At 71.9% G+C, this 15,449-nt stretch carries 11 protein-coding genes and 1 pseudogene; 10 read left to right on the top strand and 2 right to left on the bottom strand.

Annotation, left to right across the window (positions count from 1 at the left end):
- The 7 genes and pseudogenes from AX737_RS02615 to AX737_RS02585 all read left to right on the top strand — a co-directional run.
- Window positions 1–2,014: PD-(D/E)XK nuclease family protein (locus AX737_RS02615; RefSeq protein ID WP_066918780.1), on the top strand; the 2,014-nt coding region annotated here is incomplete at its 5' end.
- Window positions 2,014–5,388: a UvrD-helicase domain-containing protein gene (locus tag AX737_RS02610; RefSeq protein ID WP_066918778.1), complete on the top strand. Its 3,375-nt coding sequence runs from the start codon at window positions 2,014–2,016 to the stop codon at window positions 5,386–5,388. The genes AX737_RS02615 and AX737_RS02610, both read left to right, overlap by 1 nt.
- A gap of 777 nt (window positions 5,389–6,165) precedes the next feature.
- Window positions 6,166–6,489, top strand: coding sequence for a metalloregulator ArsR/SmtB family transcription factor (locus AX737_RS02605; protein ID WP_012752930.1), 324 nt, complete (start codon window positions 6,166–6,168; stop codon window positions 6,487–6,489).
- Between the two features lie 678 nt (window positions 6,490–7,167).
- Window positions 7,168–7,593 (top strand): YeeE/YedE family protein, encoded by a 426-nt coding sequence (locus AX737_RS02600; RefSeq protein WP_066918776.1) that lies wholly within the window; start codon window positions 7,168–7,170, stop codon window positions 7,591–7,593.
- A 2-nt stretch (window positions 7,594–7,595) separates the two neighbouring features.
- On the top strand, window positions 7,596–8,054 hold the full coding sequence (locus AX737_RS02595; RefSeq protein ID WP_012752928.1) for a YeeE/YedE family protein: 459 nt from the start codon (window positions 7,596–7,598) through the stop codon (window positions 8,052–8,054).
- Entirely contained in the window at window positions 8,054–8,857 is an 804-nt protein-coding gene (locus tag AX737_RS02590) for a sulfite exporter TauE/SafE family protein (protein WP_066918775.1), read from the top strand. Before AX737_RS02595 ends, AX737_RS02590 begins: the two co-directional genes overlap by 1 nt.
- A gap of 43 nt (window positions 8,858–8,900) precedes the next feature.
- Window positions 8,901–9,473, top strand: a pseudogene (locus AX737_RS02585) (MBL fold metallo-hydrolase); the annotation flags it as partial.
- A 489-nt stretch (window positions 9,474–9,962) separates the two neighbouring features.
- Here the strand turns inward: AX737_RS02585 and AX737_RS02580 are convergent.
- Window positions 9,963–10,202 carry a hypothetical protein gene (locus AX737_RS02580; RefSeq protein WP_066918773.1) on the bottom strand — a complete coding sequence of 80 codons (240 nt, stop codon included), beginning with the start codon at window positions 10,200–10,202 and terminating at the stop codon, window positions 9,963–9,965.
- 553 nt (window positions 10,203–10,755) lie between these two features.
- On the opposite strand from AX737_RS02580, the gene AX737_RS02575 reads away from it, so the two are divergent.
- On the top strand, window positions 10,756–11,874 hold the full coding sequence (locus tag AX737_RS02575) for an acyltransferase family protein (protein ID WP_066918771.1): 1,119 nt from the start codon (window positions 10,756–10,758) through the stop codon (window positions 11,872–11,874).
- Between the two features lie 186 nt (window positions 11,875–12,060).
- Window positions 12,061–13,581 (top strand): sensor domain-containing diguanylate cyclase, encoded by a 1,521-nt coding sequence (locus AX737_RS02570; RefSeq protein WP_012454476.1) that lies wholly within the window; start codon window positions 12,061–12,063, stop codon window positions 13,579–13,581.
- Between the two features lie 338 nt (window positions 13,582–13,919).
- On the opposite strand, the gene AX737_RS31725 is transcribed toward AX737_RS02570, so the two are convergent.
- Window positions 13,920–14,378 carry a helix-turn-helix transcriptional regulator gene (locus AX737_RS31725; protein ID WP_081435397.1) on the bottom strand — a complete coding sequence of 153 codons (459 nt, stop codon included), beginning with the start codon at window positions 14,376–14,378 and terminating at the stop codon, window positions 13,920–13,922.
- On the opposite strand from AX737_RS31725, the gene AX737_RS02560 reads away from it, so the two are divergent.
- Window positions 14,377–15,449 (top strand): hypothetical protein (locus AX737_RS02560; protein WP_012454474.1); only part of this gene is annotated, 1,073 nt, incomplete at its 3' end. The two genes, AX737_RS31725 and AX737_RS02560, sit on opposite strands and share 2 nt — an antisense overlap.

Genomic DNA, 15,449 nt, shown 5'->3' with positions numbered 1-15,449 from the left:
GGTCCTGGAGGCGCTGCGCTGGGCCCGCGAGCTGATGGCGTCCGGGCAGGCCGCGCCCGCGGACATCGCGGTCGCGGCCTGCCGCACCGAGGAGTACGACGACGTCGTGCTCGCGCTCCGGGCGGAGGCGAACCTCGACGTGCGCTTCGTCCACGGGGTGCCCGCCGCCAGCGTCCGCGAGGGGCAGGCCGCGGCCGCCCTCGCCGACGTCCTGGTCAGGGGGATCTCGCAGGACGGCGTCCGCCGCTTGGCGGCCCTCCTGCGCGACGGCCCCGGTCCCTTCGCCGCGTTGCCCGAGCGATGGACCCGCGTCCTTCCGCGCGAGGCGCCGCTGACCGACCCGACGGCCTGGGAACGGCTGCTGAACAGCCTCCGGGCAGAGGATTTCCCGGACGGGCAGGACCACGTCCCGGCGCTGCGGGACGTCGTGGGCGTGCTCGTGCAGGGCGTGTCGGTCGCGGCGGAGGCGGGAGAGCGCTTCCTGCACGGCCTGGCGCTCCGGATCTGGCGCAAGGCCTTGATCGAGGGGGCGCCGGCCGTCGTCGACCTGACGCTGGGACGCCTGCGCATCGACGACGGGGCGGACGCCTGCGCCTCGGTCGTCTGGGCCCCCGCCTCGGCGCTGGCCGCCGCCCCGCGGCGCTTCGTGCGCCTGCTCGGGCTGAGCTCGCGCGGCTGGCCGCAGGTCAGCGCGGAAGATCGGCTGCTGTCGGACCATCTCGTGCCGTCCCGTCTTCTCGACCCCTTCCCCAGGCCGCTGGCCGACAGGAGCGACTTCCGCGCGATTCTGGCCACCAGCGCCGGGGCCGTCGTGCTGTCCCGGCCGCGGCGCGGCCCCGACGGGCGCCTGCTCGGGAGGAGCCCGCTGCTGCGCGAGTTCGGCGCGGCCGAGACCTACCTGGGGCGCAACCGCGTCCCGGCCCACGCCGTGGGCGAGGTCGACCGACTCATGGCCCGGCCGGCGGAGTTCCGCGCGACGGCCCCGGCCATCTGCGCGGCGGGCTGCTGGCGGGCCTGGGGCCGGGCGGAGCTGACCGCGCACGACGGGCGCGTCCGGCCGGACCACCCGGTCGTGCTCGCGATCCTGGATCGCACCCATTCCGCCCGGTCGCTGCGCAAGCTCCTGCGCGACCCGCTGGGCTTCGTCTGGACCTACGGGCTCGGCCTGGAGACGGCCGACGCGGCCGCGGAGCCGCTCACGCTCGGTCATCAGGCCTTCGGCAACCTCCTGCACGAGGTGCTCGAACGCGCGGTGGTCGCCCTGGAGGCGGATGGCGGCTTCGCCCCGTCGACGGACGCGGGCAAGCGCCGGGCGCTGGCCGCGGTCCTCGCCACCGTCGCCGAGGTCTGGGAGCGCGAGCGCCCGATCCCGCCGCGGCTGATCTGGCGGCGGACCCTGGACGAGACGGCCGCGCTCGCCCTGGCCGCGCTCACCCACCCCGACCAGCCTCTCCTCGGGCAGGGAAGCTGGGTCGAGGTCCCGTTCGGCGGGCAGCCGCCGAAGCGCGACCACCACCCCCTCCCCTGGGACAGCGACGCCACGGTCACGATACCCGGCACCGGTTTCCGGATCTCCGGCTACATCGACCGGCTCGACCTGTCGCACGACCGCGGCAGCGCGCGGGTGCGCGACTACAAGACCGGCAAGCCCCGCGAGGCGGGGACGGTCCTCGACGGCGGCCGCGAACTGCAGCGGTGCCTGTACGGCTACGCCACCCGCGTGCTCCTCGGCGCGGACGTGTCGATCGATGCCTCGCTGCACTTCCCGCGGGAATCCCTGTGCCTCCGGCTCGAACGGCCGGACGAGGCCCTCGACGAGCTGGCCACGTATCTCGTCGCGGCCGGCGCGAGCCTGCGGGCCGGCAACGCCTTCGCCGGCCCCGATGCCCGGGATGCCTGGAACGACCTGGCCTTCGCGCTGCCGGCGAACGCCGACAAGACCTACTGCCCGCGCAAGCACGACCTGGTGACGACGGCGCTCGGCGAGGCCGCCCGCGTCTGGGAGGCCGCCTGATGACCGCCCACGACCGGGGCCTCGCCGACGCGGCCCAGCGCGCGCTCGCCATGACCGCCCACGACAGGTCGCTGCTCGTGGAGGCCGGGGCCGGATCCGGGAAGACGGCGCTGATGGCCGGCCGCATCGCCATGATGCTGGCCGCGGGCGTCGCCCCCGGATCCATCGCGGCGGTCACCTTCACGGAACTCGCCGCCAGCGAGCTGCTGGAGCGCGTCGGCGAGGTCGTCGGCCGGCTGGTCGAGGGGCAGGTCCCGGAGGAGCTGCGGGTCGTCCTCCCGAACGGGTTGTCTCCGGATCAGCGAGCCCGGCTGGTCGAGGCCGGCGAGCATCTCGACGCGCTGGCCTGCACCACCATCCACGGGTTCTGCCAGCGCCTGGTCAAGCCCTACCCGGTCGAGGCCGACATCGACCCGGGCGCCCGGGTCGCCGACGAGGCGGAGGCGGACGGCATCTTCCAGGATCTGCGCGACGGCTGGCTCCGCGAGTGCCTCTCCGGCGGCGGCGGCCTTGTCGCGGAGATGGTGCTGGCCGACCCGGACGCGGCCCTGGCGGCCATCGACCGCGTGGCCGGCTGCCTGCGCGAGGGGCGCGCGGTGGGCACCGCGCCGGCGGAACCCCTTCCCGACCTGGTGCGGGCCTTCGGCGCCAGCGTGCAGGCCTTCGCGGACTTCCAGCGGAGCTGCGGGGTTTCCGAGGGTGAGACCGCCGCGAACGTGCGGGCGTTCCAGGCGATGGCCGCGCGGCTGCCGGACACCGGCGTCGCCGACGCCGACCTCGTCGCCATCCTGACGGCGGCGGCGGAGGCGAGCCTGTGCAAGGCGGACGGCGACTTCGCGAAGTACCGCGGGGGCAAAGGCAAGTGGGCCGGCGCCGCCAAGCTGGTCGGCCTTCCGAAGACGGAGGCCGACCGGCTCCAGGCGTCGGCCGAGCGCCTGCACGTCGCGTGCTGCGAGGCTTGGCGCCGGCTGAAGGCCAACGCCGCGAGCGAACTCCTGGCCAGGCTCGTCGGAACGGTGCGGACCGTTCTCGACCGGTACCAGGCCCGAAAGCGCGACGGCGCCCTGCTCGATTTCGACGACCTGATCGCCGCGGCCGCCACGCTGCTCCGCGCGCACGAGACCGTGCGGCAGGCGCTGGGGCGCCGCTACCGCCACGTCCTGGTCGACGAGTTCCAGGACACGGACCCGATTCAGACGGAGATCCTCTGGCGGCTGTGCGGCGAGCTGCCCGACGGCGCGGCCGACGCGTGGACGGAACGCGTGCTGCGGCCGGGCGCGCTGTTCCTGGTCGGCGATCCGAAGCAGGCGATCTACCGCTTCCGCGGGGCGGACGTGTCGACCTACGTCCGGGCGCGCGACCGCATCCTCGCGCGCTCGCCCGACGACGTCCTCGCGATCTCGACGAACTTCCGGTCCTGCCGCTCGATCCTCGCCTACGTGGACGAACGCTTCGGCGACATCCTGAACGGGGTCGGGCAACCCGGGTTCGCGGCGCTCGACGCCTTCCATCCCGACCACGACCGCGGACCCTGCATCGCGGCGCTCGACGTGCCGGCCGGTGCCGACGGGGCGAAGCGGACCGCGGAGGCGCTGCGCGACGCCGAGGCGGAAGCGGTCGCGGACCTTTGCGCGCGCCTGATCGGGCACCAGCTCGTGACCTGCAAGCGCGCGGGCACCCGCACGCTCCGGGCCGGCGACATCGCGCTGCTGGCACCGAGCGGGAGCGACCTCTGGCGGTACGAGGAGGCGCTTGAGGCCAGGGGCATCCCCGTCTCGACCCAGGCCGGCAAGGGCTTCTTCCGGCGGCAGGAGGTGCATGACCTGATCGCGCTGACGCGGGTGCTCGCCGACCCGCGCGACACGCTCGCGCTCGGGGCCCTGCTGCGGGGGCCGGCCGTCGGCCTGACCGACGAGGAGTTGCTCGACCTCGTCGACGGACTGCCGCGCGACCCGGAGCGCCCGGAGAGCGTCCCCAGGCTGCGCCTGCACGTCGATGTCGCGCACGTGAACCATCCGGTGGCCCGGCCGGTGCTGGAACGGTTGCAGGCCCTGGCGAAGCGGGCGCTCGGCACGACACCGCACGACATCCTCAGCCAAGCCGTCGACGCGCTCATGCTGCGCCCGGTGGTGCAGCAGCGTCACGACGGCCACGCCGAGAGGGCGCTGGCCAACATCGACCTGTTCCTGGAAATGTCGCGCCCGTTCGCCGTGCGCGGCCTGCGGGCCTTCGCGGGGGCGATGAGGGCGGCCTGGGAGGGCCGGACGCGCACGGTCGAGGGCCGGCCGGACGCGCAGGAGGCCGCGGTCTCCTTGCTCACCATGCACGCGTCCAAGGGGCTCGAATGGCCCGTCGTGATCCCGATCAACACCACCACCCGGACCAAGGCCGTCTCCGGAGCCCTGGTCGACCGCGCCTCGAACTGTCTCTACTGCCCGGTCTTCGGGGTGCGCCCGGCCGGTTACGACGAGGCGCTGGAGGCCGAGAAGCGCGAGGTCGGGAACGAGCGGGTCCGCCTCTGGTACGTGGCGGCGACGCGGGCCCGCGAGACGCTGGTGCTCACGCGGTTCGCCGAGCCGGGCGCCAGCACGTCCTGGTCGGCGGTGGTCGACCTCGGGCTGGCGGATTTGCCGTCCATCGACGTGGAGCGGCTGCCGGTCGGGACGCCGGCCGTCGCGCCGGAATTCGCGAACGGTCAGACACGGGAAATCTTCGCCGCCGAGGCCGCCGCCGTCGCCCGGCAGCGCCGCTTGCGCTGGATCGTCCCCAGCCGCGGCGATGCGGCGGGTCCCGAGACGTCCGGCGCCCCCGGCCTGGTCGAGGGCGGTACCGACGGCGGGCGCGGACCCGGGGGACGGCCGACAGGCAGCCGGGAGCGCGGCATCCTCATCCACAAGCTGCTGGAGGAGATCCTCACGGGCGAGGCGAGCGAAGGCGACGATCTCGGACGGCGCGCCGGGCTCCTCGCCCGGCAGCTCGGTCTCGGAACCGGCGACGCTGCCGGGGCCGAGGTCGACCTGGCCGAGGTCGCGGCCAGCGTGACCCGGGCGCTCGGCCTTCCCGAGATCGCCGGGATCCGCGAGCGCCTCCAGGCCGAGTTGCCCGTGTTCGGGTTCGAGAGCCTCGCCGACGAGGACCAGGCGACGGCGGGCGTGGTGGACGCGATTGCCTGCGACGCGGTCGGCAAGCCGGACATCGTGGTGGACTGGAAAAGCGACGTGGATCCTGCGGAGGCGGTCCTCGCCGACTACCGGCGTCAGGTGGCCCGATACCTTCTCGCGACGGGCGCGCGCCTCGGCCTGATCGTCTTCGTGACGAGCGGCCGGGTCGTCCCGGTGACCCGCGCCGCGATGGCCGACGTCGGGGCTGGATGAGCGACGAGGAAGAGCGGCCGGGCTTCCGCAGGCCGCTGCGCGGGCATCACCCGGCCTGTTCGGAAGGCCGCCATGTTCCCGGAACGGAGGGTCCGGTGCCGATGCCTGGGGAGAAGCCTTGCCTCGACGTGGGAGCCTGCGCCTTCGCGAACGGCGGAGGAAGGCACTCATCACTTGCCAGGTCAACGCGGCTCGGCCTGCTCCGGCTCGTGAATGAGCAAGGACGCAGAGTGTGAGCAAGTTCAAGCGGTTGACAGCGGATCCCCGGGTCTGCGTGAAGAGCGCATGAAACAGTCCGTTCCCGGGGATCGGCAGGCTCGGTCGCTGGCCGGCGCCGACGGGCGTGGGCGGGCGCGTGTGCTCTGCCCGTCCCGGTGTGGCCGACGCCGCCGTCCCGTGCTGGCCGCGGCGCGGACCATGAACCCGTTGCGCGAGAGCGACCTGCCGGGCGGTCTCCCCCGAGCGCGTGCCGAGCCCGCCGCTGCCGACTGAATTCCGGTGGCGCCGCCTTGAGACGTCCATCAGAGAGCTTCCCGGACGGCTTCGAGCGCGCGCTCCCGCCCGCAGGCGCGGTTGTCCTGCGTCCCACGGTGGACTCACCGGCTTCGACGGATGATGCTCCCGCGGGAAACATGCGATGCCGGGCGAAGATGTCGAGCGCGTTACGCGCCGGCCACGTCTGCCTGCCCGGCATCGCCAGGGTTGGGAATTCCTGTCAGAGCCACCATGTTAGTGCCAGCTAAAACAGGGTTGTCTAATACAGGGCGGCCGACGTCGATGGATGCGGTGACAACGACCGACCTGCTGCGCCTTCAGGACAAGGCGGCCGATGCCGCGCGCCTGCTGCGCCTTCTCGCGAACGAGAAGCGTCTCCTCATCCTATGCCTGCTGGTCGCCCGGGGCGAGATGGACGTGACGAGCCTGGCCGAGGCGGTGGACCTCAGCCAATCGGCCCTCTCGCAGCATCTTGCCAAGCTGCGCGAGGACGGGCTGGTCGCCTTCCGGCGCGAGAGCCAGACGCTCCACTATCGCCTGGAGGATCCCCGCGCCGCGCGCCTGCTCGCGACGCTCAAGGACATCTTCTGCCCGGAGGCGGGCTGATCGGGTAACCAGGGCTCCGCCAGGCGCGCGCTCCGCCGCGTCGGCGGCTTGGCCGTCCACCCAGCGCCGCCGTGACGGCGTGGTCGACCCGGCTGCCACGGTCGTCGGCTCCGGGGCCAACCGGATCGGAACCCCCGGCGTGCCCGCAGGGCGTCGCGCTCGACATCGATCGCCCGGGCGGCCCGAAGGTCGAGGCGCCTCAGGACAGGCAACGGCGGGCCCCAGTCCTGGACGGCGTGAGGCGGCAGAAAGGCGGCCACGGCCGCCGGGAGCCGTGACCGGCGCCGGTCCGTGACCGCTCCCGAGAGCCATCCCGGCCAGCGTCGCCGCGTTGGCCGCCGACGTGGGCCCGCGATCCCATTCCCGTCCAGTTCGCGCGACCGCCGGCCGCTCGCCTCGGGATGCCCCCGTGCCAGCGGAGGCTCTCGTGAAGCGCCGCCTCGATCCGGCGGTTCACGCCAGGGGCGGTGTGGAGCGCGGCCCGTTCCGCCGTCCCGGACCATCCGGCGTCTCCCCGCCATCCCTTGACATTTGATTAGATATTTCTAATTTAGACATCACTAATCTGGTGGCGCCGTCGCTGGACGCTGCCGCTCACGACGGCCACGCCCCCGGCGCCTGAGGGATCGCTCCAAGCCTGCGCGAGACGCCCGGCACCGCGGTCCAGGAGTGAGTGCCATGGATACCTTCACCCCGCTTTCCGCCGTTTTCGGCGGTCTCATGATCGGCGCCTCCGCAGCGCTCTTCCTGATACTCAACGGCCGCATCGCGGGCGTCAGCGGCATTCTGGGCGGCCTGCTGCCGCCGAGCACCGGCGGGATCGGCTGGCGCGCCGCCTTCCTCGCCGGCCTGCTTCTCGCGCCCCTCGTCCACGCCGGCCTCGGCGGCGGCAGGCCGCCCGTGGCGGTCGAGGCCTCGCTCCCGCTCCTCGGGCTTGCGGGATTGCTGGTCGGTTTCGGCGCGCGGCTCGGAGCCGGCTGCACCAGCGGCCACGGCGTCTGCGGCGTCGGCCGCGGCTCGCCCCGCTCCCTCGTGGCGACCGGCACATTCATGGCCGCCGCCGCCGTGACGGTCTTCGTCACGCGTCACCTGATCGGAGCCTGACCATGTCCAGGATCGTGTCCGCGTTCGCGGCCGGCCTGCTGTTCGGGCTTGGCCTCATCGTCTCCGGCATGGCCAACCCGGCCAAGGTCCTCGCCTTCCTCGACGTGACCGGCCGCTGGGACCCGAGCCTCGCCTTCGTCATGGCGGGTGCCGTCACGGTCTCGGCCGCCGGTTACCGCATCGCGACGCGCCGGGGCCGGCCAGTGCTCGCGCCCAAGCTGGAGATCCCGACGCGGCGCGACCTCGATCCGCGCTTGCTGACGGGCGCCGCGGTCTTCGGCATCGGCTGGGGCTTGGCCGGCCTCTGCCCCGGGCCGGCGCTGACCCTCCTCTCGGTCGTGCCGACCCGGGCCGCGGTCTTCGTCGCCGCCATGGTCGTCGGCATGCTGCTGTTCCAGGCCCTGCCATCCGCCGTCTCCCGGCAAGCGGCGTCCACCTCTGCCGCGCCGGCGGATGCGTGATGGCGAGCTTCGTCACCTTCGGCCTGGCGGCGGGCTCGGGTGGGCTCGTCGGCGTGGTCCTCGGCCTCGTCGGCGGAGGCGGCTCGATCCTGGCAGTGCCCCTCCTGACCTACGCGGTCGGCGTGAACTCGCCCCATGTCGCCATCGGCACCAGCGCCCTGGCGGTCTCGGTCAGCGCGGCCGGCAACCTCGTCCCGCAGTGGCGGGCCGGGAACGTGAAGTGGCGGTGCGCAGGGGCGTTCTCGCTCGCCGGCGTCCTCGGCGCCCTGGCCGGCTCGGCCGCGGCCAGGGCGGTCGACGGGCAGAGCCTGCTCGCCCTGTTCGGGTTCGTGATGCTGGCGGTCGGCGGCCTGATGCTGCGCCGGCGGCGCGGCGAGGGCGATCCGGACGTGCGCCTGACCAAACGGAGCGCCCCGGTGCTCCTGCCCTGGCTGCTCGGCATCGGGTTCGCGGTGGGCCTGTTCTCCGGCTTCTTCGGAATCGGCGGAGGCTTCCTGATCGTGCCGGGCCTGATGCTGGCGACGTCCATGCCGCTGCCCATGGCCATCGGCACCTCGCTGGTGGCGGTCAGCGCCTTCGGGGCGGCCACCGCCGCGAGCTACGCGGTCTCCGGCCTGATCGATTGGACGCTGGCCGGGCTGTTCATCCTGGGCGGCGCGCTCGGCGGCCTCGTCGGCGCCCGCCTCGGCCAGCGTCTCGCCGGGCACAAGCGCGCCCTGACCATCACCTTCGCCGGCCTGGTGATCTTGGTCGGCCTCTACGTCGTCGCGCGCGGCCTGCCAGCCTTGCTCGGTCGGGCGTGACGTCCAGAGCCCCGAAGCCGTTCATCCCGAACCGGAGGAATGCATGTCAGACCTGACCGCAACGTCCCTGCACGGACGCCCGCTCGTGACGGGCTTCTACGAGCAGCGCACGGGCAGCGTGCAGTACGTCGTCGCCGATGCGGAGACGAAACACTGCGCCATCGTCGACCCGGTGCACGACTTCGATCCGAAGTCGGGGGCGACCGCCACCCGCTCGGCCGATGCCCTGCTCGCCCATATCGCGCGCGCGGGCTACAGGCTGCAGTGGATCCTCGACACGCACCCGCACGCCGACCACTTCTCGGCGGCCGGCTACCTGCACGACAGGACGGGCGCGCCGACCGCCATCGGCGAGAAGGTCGTCGAGGTGCAGAAGCTCTGGAAGGGGCTCTACAACCTGCCCGAGACTTTCCCGGCGGACGGCTCGCAGTGGGATCGCCTCTTCGCCGACGGCGAGCGCTTCCGGATCGGCAACCTGGACGTCGAGGTGCTGTTCACGCCGGGCCACACCCTGGCCTCCGTCGCCTACCGGGTCGGCGACGCCGCCTTCATCCACGACACCTTGTTCATGCCCGACAGCGGCTCGGCGCGGGCGGACTTCCCGGGCGGCAGCGCGCGCACGCTCTGGCCTTATTATAGCAGCCGCGTCCACGGCGGCACATCCACCGAGCGCTTCTTCCTGTTGATGAGGCGCCAGAAGGGGCTGTTGCGCCGTGCTTATGTGTTAGGATCGGCGACCGCATGGTGGCGACAGCGCAGGTCGGTCTGCCCGGGGCCTTTGTCCGGCGCCCGGCGGGCAACACGGTCCTGCTGCCGTACAGACTGCTCAGGCAGTTCAGCCTGCGCTTCAGGCGGGTCGCCTGCTTGAGGATCGGCCTGCGCTGACGATGTCTCGGCCCGGGGGGCGCTCAGCGTGCGACACGTGGCGGGCCGCTGGTACGGGCTCGGCGCCCTCGTCCTTGGACGACCTCCTGCCCGCACCCATGTGCTTCCCGGATGTCGCCTGTCGGCCACCCAGAACCGCCGCCACGCGGTAGCCTCGGTCCGCCCGGTCCAAATGCCGGTCAGGTCTCCCCCTCCCTGCTGCGTGCGGGTTCGCCTGCCCTCAGCCTCGGGCGCGTGGCCCGTAGAAGCGGTGCGCGTTCCGAACCACTCCGGGTTCATGCTCCCTCGGGAGATCGCGCCCATCCGTCATGGCGTTGATCACCTCGAACGCGTCCTCGATCCTCTCGAAAGCGCGACCGCCTTCGAGGTCCGACACGAACGTCCCGTCCGCCGCCAGGAAATAGATGACGTCGTCGTGTCTCAGGTAGACGTGATACTCGTCCGGCCGGTCTTCGCCCAACGTCAGCCCCCACTCCGCGAGCGGCCTATATGGAACGCAGCGAGGCCGGCACACACCGTAGAAAGTACGGTTGCGCGGGATCTGGGATTGACGGCCGTCCGTGGCGGGCGACCGTATGGCGTGAGACGTTGAGCGTGCCGGAGCGAGGTACGATGTCCCGGTGGCCGAGCGCGCGTTTGCCCGACCGGCCTGGTGACGGTGGCGCGGGAGAGCGGTGCGATGACACCACGCCGGGCGCCGGCGGCAACCCCGGCTGCGCTTTCCCGGCCCTTATCGGTTGAAGTTGTGCCGCCTCCGGGCGGCCTCGGGCGCAAGCCGTGGACACCGCTGGAGCGCGCCGGAACGGGTTCGACGCGGCTTCGCAACGCGCCACGGGACGCAGGGCAGTTCGTCCGGGGGGGCTGGTCGGCGCATCGGCGAACGTGCGCTGGTACCGCGGCCGCGGCTTCGTTCAAGTTCCGTTGTCCATCATGGACGGTCGCGCGCCGGTGCTGCCGCTCGCTTAACCGGCTCCGGCGAAACTCGGCCCCGGGCTGGGATACGGGGACGGATCGTGGGCGGGCGGGCGAGAACTCAAGCGGAGGAGGAGCTCCGATACGCCTGGGTCGACGTGGCAAAGGGCATCTGCATCTTGCTCGTGGTGATGATGCACTCGACCCTCGGCACCGGCGAGGCGATGGGTGGGGAGGGCTTCCTGCACCCGGTCGTCGCCTTCGCCAAGCCGTTCCGGATCCCGGACTTCTTCCTGCTCTCGGGTCTGTTCGTCGGACGGGTGCTGGACCGTGACTGGCGCCGCTTCGCCGACCGGCGCATAATCCACTTCGCCTACTTCTACCTGCTCTGGCTGCTGCTTCAGTCGGCGTTGAAGTACGAGACCGTCGCCGGGGATGGGGGCATCCCGGCCTTCCTAGCTCACCTTGCCCTCGCCCTCGTCGAGCCCTACTCAACGCTGTGGTTCATCTATCTCCTCGCCGTGTTCTCGATCGTGACGAAGTTGCTGCGGCCTTTGCCTGGCCCGGCGCTTCTCGGGACCGCCGCGCTGTTGCAGATCATGCCGGTCCAAACCTCCTCCTTCCTCGTTGAGGAGTTCTGCGCCCGCTACGTCTACTTCGTCGGCGGCTACCTCCTGGCCGACCAGATCTTTGCCTTCTCCGATGCCGTGCGGCGCTACCGGCGGCTGGCGCTTGCAAGCCTTGGGGCCTGGGCGTTGGCCGAGGGCTGGCTCGCCTTCACGCCGTCGGGCATCCCGGACCACCCGACCCTCGCGAGCCTGCCGGGGGTGGGTCTCGCGGCCGGATTCGCGGGCGCGCTGGCGATTGTCGCACTTGCCAGCTTGCTGGCCGAAGCGGGAGGCGTCGTGACGGGGGCGCTGCGTACCTGCGGGAAGCGCTCCATCGTGATCTATCTTGCCTTCTTCCTGCCAATGGCCGCCTGGCGCAGCCTGATCGTGAAGACGGGCGTGATCGAGGATGTCGGATTGGCCTCGCTCGCCGTGATGAGCGTCGCCGTCGTACTGCCTCTTCTCTTCGAGCGGCTCATCCGCGGCACCTGGCTCGGCTTCCTATTTCGCCGTCCCCGCGTTCTTCATCTCACGGGTACAAGGAGCGGTGAGGCAGCGCTCACGACGCCGCTGACCGGCAGCCGGGTGATCGAACGTCAGGCTCGCGGTTAGCGCAGGACCCGGGGGGGGGCGTCTCGTCGGTGACGAGCAGGTCGAGGCTCGCGCGGCCGATTGCCTCGGCGAGCCCGTCCGTCAGGCGTGGGCGGGCCGGACAACCCTTCCGCACTCGCAAAGACCCGTTAGGTCTCGGCGTGTCAGGATCGAAGCGACGACAACGCAGCCGGGGAACGCCGCGCGATGATCCTGCCTCGGCGCCTCCCGCGCATCCTCCGGTCCGGCCGCAACTGGGTCGCGCTCAGCGTGCTGGCGCCCGTCGGCATGCTGGTCACGTCAGGGCTCCTGCTGCTGGAGGTGCGCCGTGACGCCTGGGACAAGGCCGAGCAAACCTCGAAGAACCTACTGCAGGTCATCGAGCGTGACATTGCCCGCAACGTCGAGCTCATCGACCTGTCCCTGCAGGCGGCGGTCGAGAACCTGCGTGCGCCCGAGGCGGCGGGGGCCGGCCCCAAGCTGCGCCAACTCATCCTGTTCGACCGGGCCGCCACCGCCAAGGACCTCGGGGTCATGCTGGTCATCGACGCCGACGGTGACGTCGCGGCCGATGCGGGCGCCGTCCCTCCGCGCAAGGGCAATTACGCCGACCGCGACTACTTCCAGGTCCACAAGGCGCGCTCGGACGTCGGCCTCCATATCGGCCGACCGCTGATCTCGCGCCTGACCGGGGAGCGCATGCTGCCGTTCAGCCGCCGCATCGCCAACCCCGATGGCTCGTTCGGCGGCGTTGCGCTTGGTACGCTCAAGCTATCGTACTTCACCCGGCTGTTCGACCGGATCAGCCTCGGTCATGAGGGTGCGATCAACCTCTACATGCAGGACGGCACGCGCGTCGTGCGCCATCCCTACGTCGAGGCCGACATCGGCGTGAACATCGCCGGCACCCGGAACTTCGACCGGTTCGTGCGCGAGGGCGGCGGCGCCTTCGTCGGCACCTCGGTCCGGGACGGCGTCGAGCGCCATTACGCCTTCACGCGGGTCGGCGACCTACCCCTCGTCCTCAACGTCGCCGTCGCCACCGCCGAGGTCGAGGCCGCATGGCGGACGAAGGCGCTCGGTATCGCCGCCGTCGTACTCGTGCTGTGCGGGCTGACGGTCACGCTGTCGCTGCTGTTCGGCCGCGAGCTCCGCCGCCGCGCGGAGATGCACGCCGAGATGGCCCGCCTCTCGCGCACCGACGCGCTGACCGGCCTTGCGAACCGCCGCCGGTTCGAGCAGGTCCTCGCCCGGGCTTGCGAGGACGCCCGACGCACGGGCAACCCGCTGTCGCTGCTCGTCGTCGATGCCGACCATTTCAAGCGCTACAACGACCGTTACGGCCACGCTGTGGGTGACGAGGTGCTCAAGGGCTTGGCCGGCTGCCTCAAGGCTGCCGTGCCCCGGCCCGGCGACCTCGCCTGTCGGGTCGGCGGCGAGGAGTTCGTGCTGCTCTTGCCGAACACCGACGCTGCGGGCGCGCGGCGCGTCGCCGAGAGGGTGCACGCCCAGGTGTCGGGACTGGCAATCGCCTCGGCCGGCATCGCGCCAGGCGCCGTCACGGTCAGCATCGGGCTGGCGACCGGGATAACCGACGCCGACCTCTACGGCTTGGCCGATGCCGCCCTCTACGAAGCCAAGGCATGCGGCCGGAACCAGACCCGCTGCGCATCGCGCCTAACGGGCAGGTCAGCCGGCGAGCCGCAGTTTCGTCTGGTCGGCGCCTGAGACGCTCGGCCGGGGCACGATGGCGTCGCGATGCCCGTGATCGCAACCCTCACGGCAGCGATCCTCGGGTGGGTCGTTCTCGACCTCAGGCGCCCGCAATAGCGGGGGGCTGGCTTGAGCGGGGCGAGGCCGCATCTTGGAAGCGATGGTCTTGCCAGGGCGCCGAGCCTGGTTCTCCAGGTCCGACGGTTGACACCCGCTTCCCTGGGGAACCGTGGGCAACGGCTGGATGCGAGCGATCCCGTGACGTCCAGCCCTGTTGCTCGACCACCGCAAGCCGATGCCGGTAGAAACGTACCCACATGTAGAGGCAAGATCTCTTCGCGGAACCAAGCTGTTTAGCCTCGCCCGGTGCCATCCTCCGCGTCATCGCGCTTCACGTGCGGCCTGCTGACCAGAACGCCAATCGCTTCGCCACTTCGGTAGAAGCGCGCCCCACGGTTCTCCAGGGCTTCGCGTAAGGCGCGGACCACGCGGCTTCGGGGCTCCACCTTCTGGTTCTCGAAATCATTTATCGTTTTCTTGCTCACGTCCGAGAGTTTCGAGAACTCAAGCTGCGTCAGGCCGAGCAACTCGCGAGCCGCTTGGCACACAACGCCCGGAAGGGGGGCGCCGGGCTCCAGCGCTTCGACGTTGGCTGAGGATAAGTCGAGCGGCGGCTTGCTTTGCTCGTGATAAAATATTACACCCGTGGTATAGTTCCATCTCGTTGCTTGAGCTCGCCCGTCCGCGCGTGGTCCCACTCCATCGCCGGCATCCGTGGCCCGCTCCGCTCTCTCGGGATGGGACTGCTCCATGCTCTACGCCTTCTACGGGGCCGATGGCCGTTCGGCCGCGACCCATGCCGCCCTCGCGGCGGCCCACGCCCTGACCACCGCCGCACGGCCCGCCACGTTGCTGAGGATCACCGAGCGGGGACAGGGCCTTGCCCGGATCCCGGAGACGATGCCAGAGGCCCTGTGCGTCGTCGAGGCCGAACCCGGCGACCTCGTCACCTTCGACGATCCGGAGGATCTGATCAGGCAGGCGCAGGCGACGGCGCGGGACGTCGTCCTGGACCTTCCGCTCTCCTGGCTCCCCTACCGCAGCTTGCGCGAGGCGGCGGCCTTGTCGGTGGTCGTTGTCGGTCCGGGCGCCATGGAGGAGCGCCTCGCAGCCTTCGCCCTCGGCCAGTGCGGGGAACAGGTGATCTCGGGACGGGCGGCGGCGGATCAGGCTTCCGGCGTGGGGCCGGAGCCCGGATCCGCCGCCCCGGTCTGGCTGCTCGGGGCCGGACGGGCCGGAGGAGGCCCGGACGCCACGCGCTTCGAACAGACGATGCGCCCCCTCCTCCGCCGCGCCGGCGCCGGTGACGGCTGCCGGTTCCTGCCCGTGGCCCTGCCCGCGCCGACGCGATCCGAGACGCACGCCGTCGCGGCGGGCCATCCGCTGGCCGGAACGGTGCGCCAGGGCATGCTCCTTCTCGCCGCCATCGAGGTGGCCGCCCAGGATCCCTTCGTCGCTTCCCTCGACAGCGGGCGGTTCGCCCGCGCGCTCGGCCTCGATCCCGAGATGCCCGTCACCCCCGACGAGCGGCGGCTCTGCGACCGGCTGCGCGACCTCGCCGACGCGCTGGAGGCGCTGGAGCAAGGCGGACCGGCTCCGGAGGAGATGGCGCGGGCGCCGCTCATGGAATCCTGGAGTTTTCTGAGCGGCCGGACGCGGGTGCTTGCCGGCGTCTCCTTCGGCCACCCGACCATCGCTTCCGGGCGCCCCACCCTCACCTCGGACGTCTTCGCCACGGACGGAAGAACTTGGGCGCGGACGCTGTCGCGCCTCTATCGCCTGGGGACACCGGCAGAGGCGACGCCGGCGGCGGGGCTCCAGTG

The sequence above is a fragment of the Methylobacterium sp. CCH5-D2 genome, assembly GCF_001556475.1.
Lineage (GTDB): Bacteria > Pseudomonadota > Alphaproteobacteria > Rhizobiales > Beijerinckiaceae > Methylobacterium > Methylobacterium hispanicum.
The sequence above is the reverse complement of the archived record's forward strand: the minus strand, read 5'-3'. Positions and strand labels throughout refer to the sequence as shown.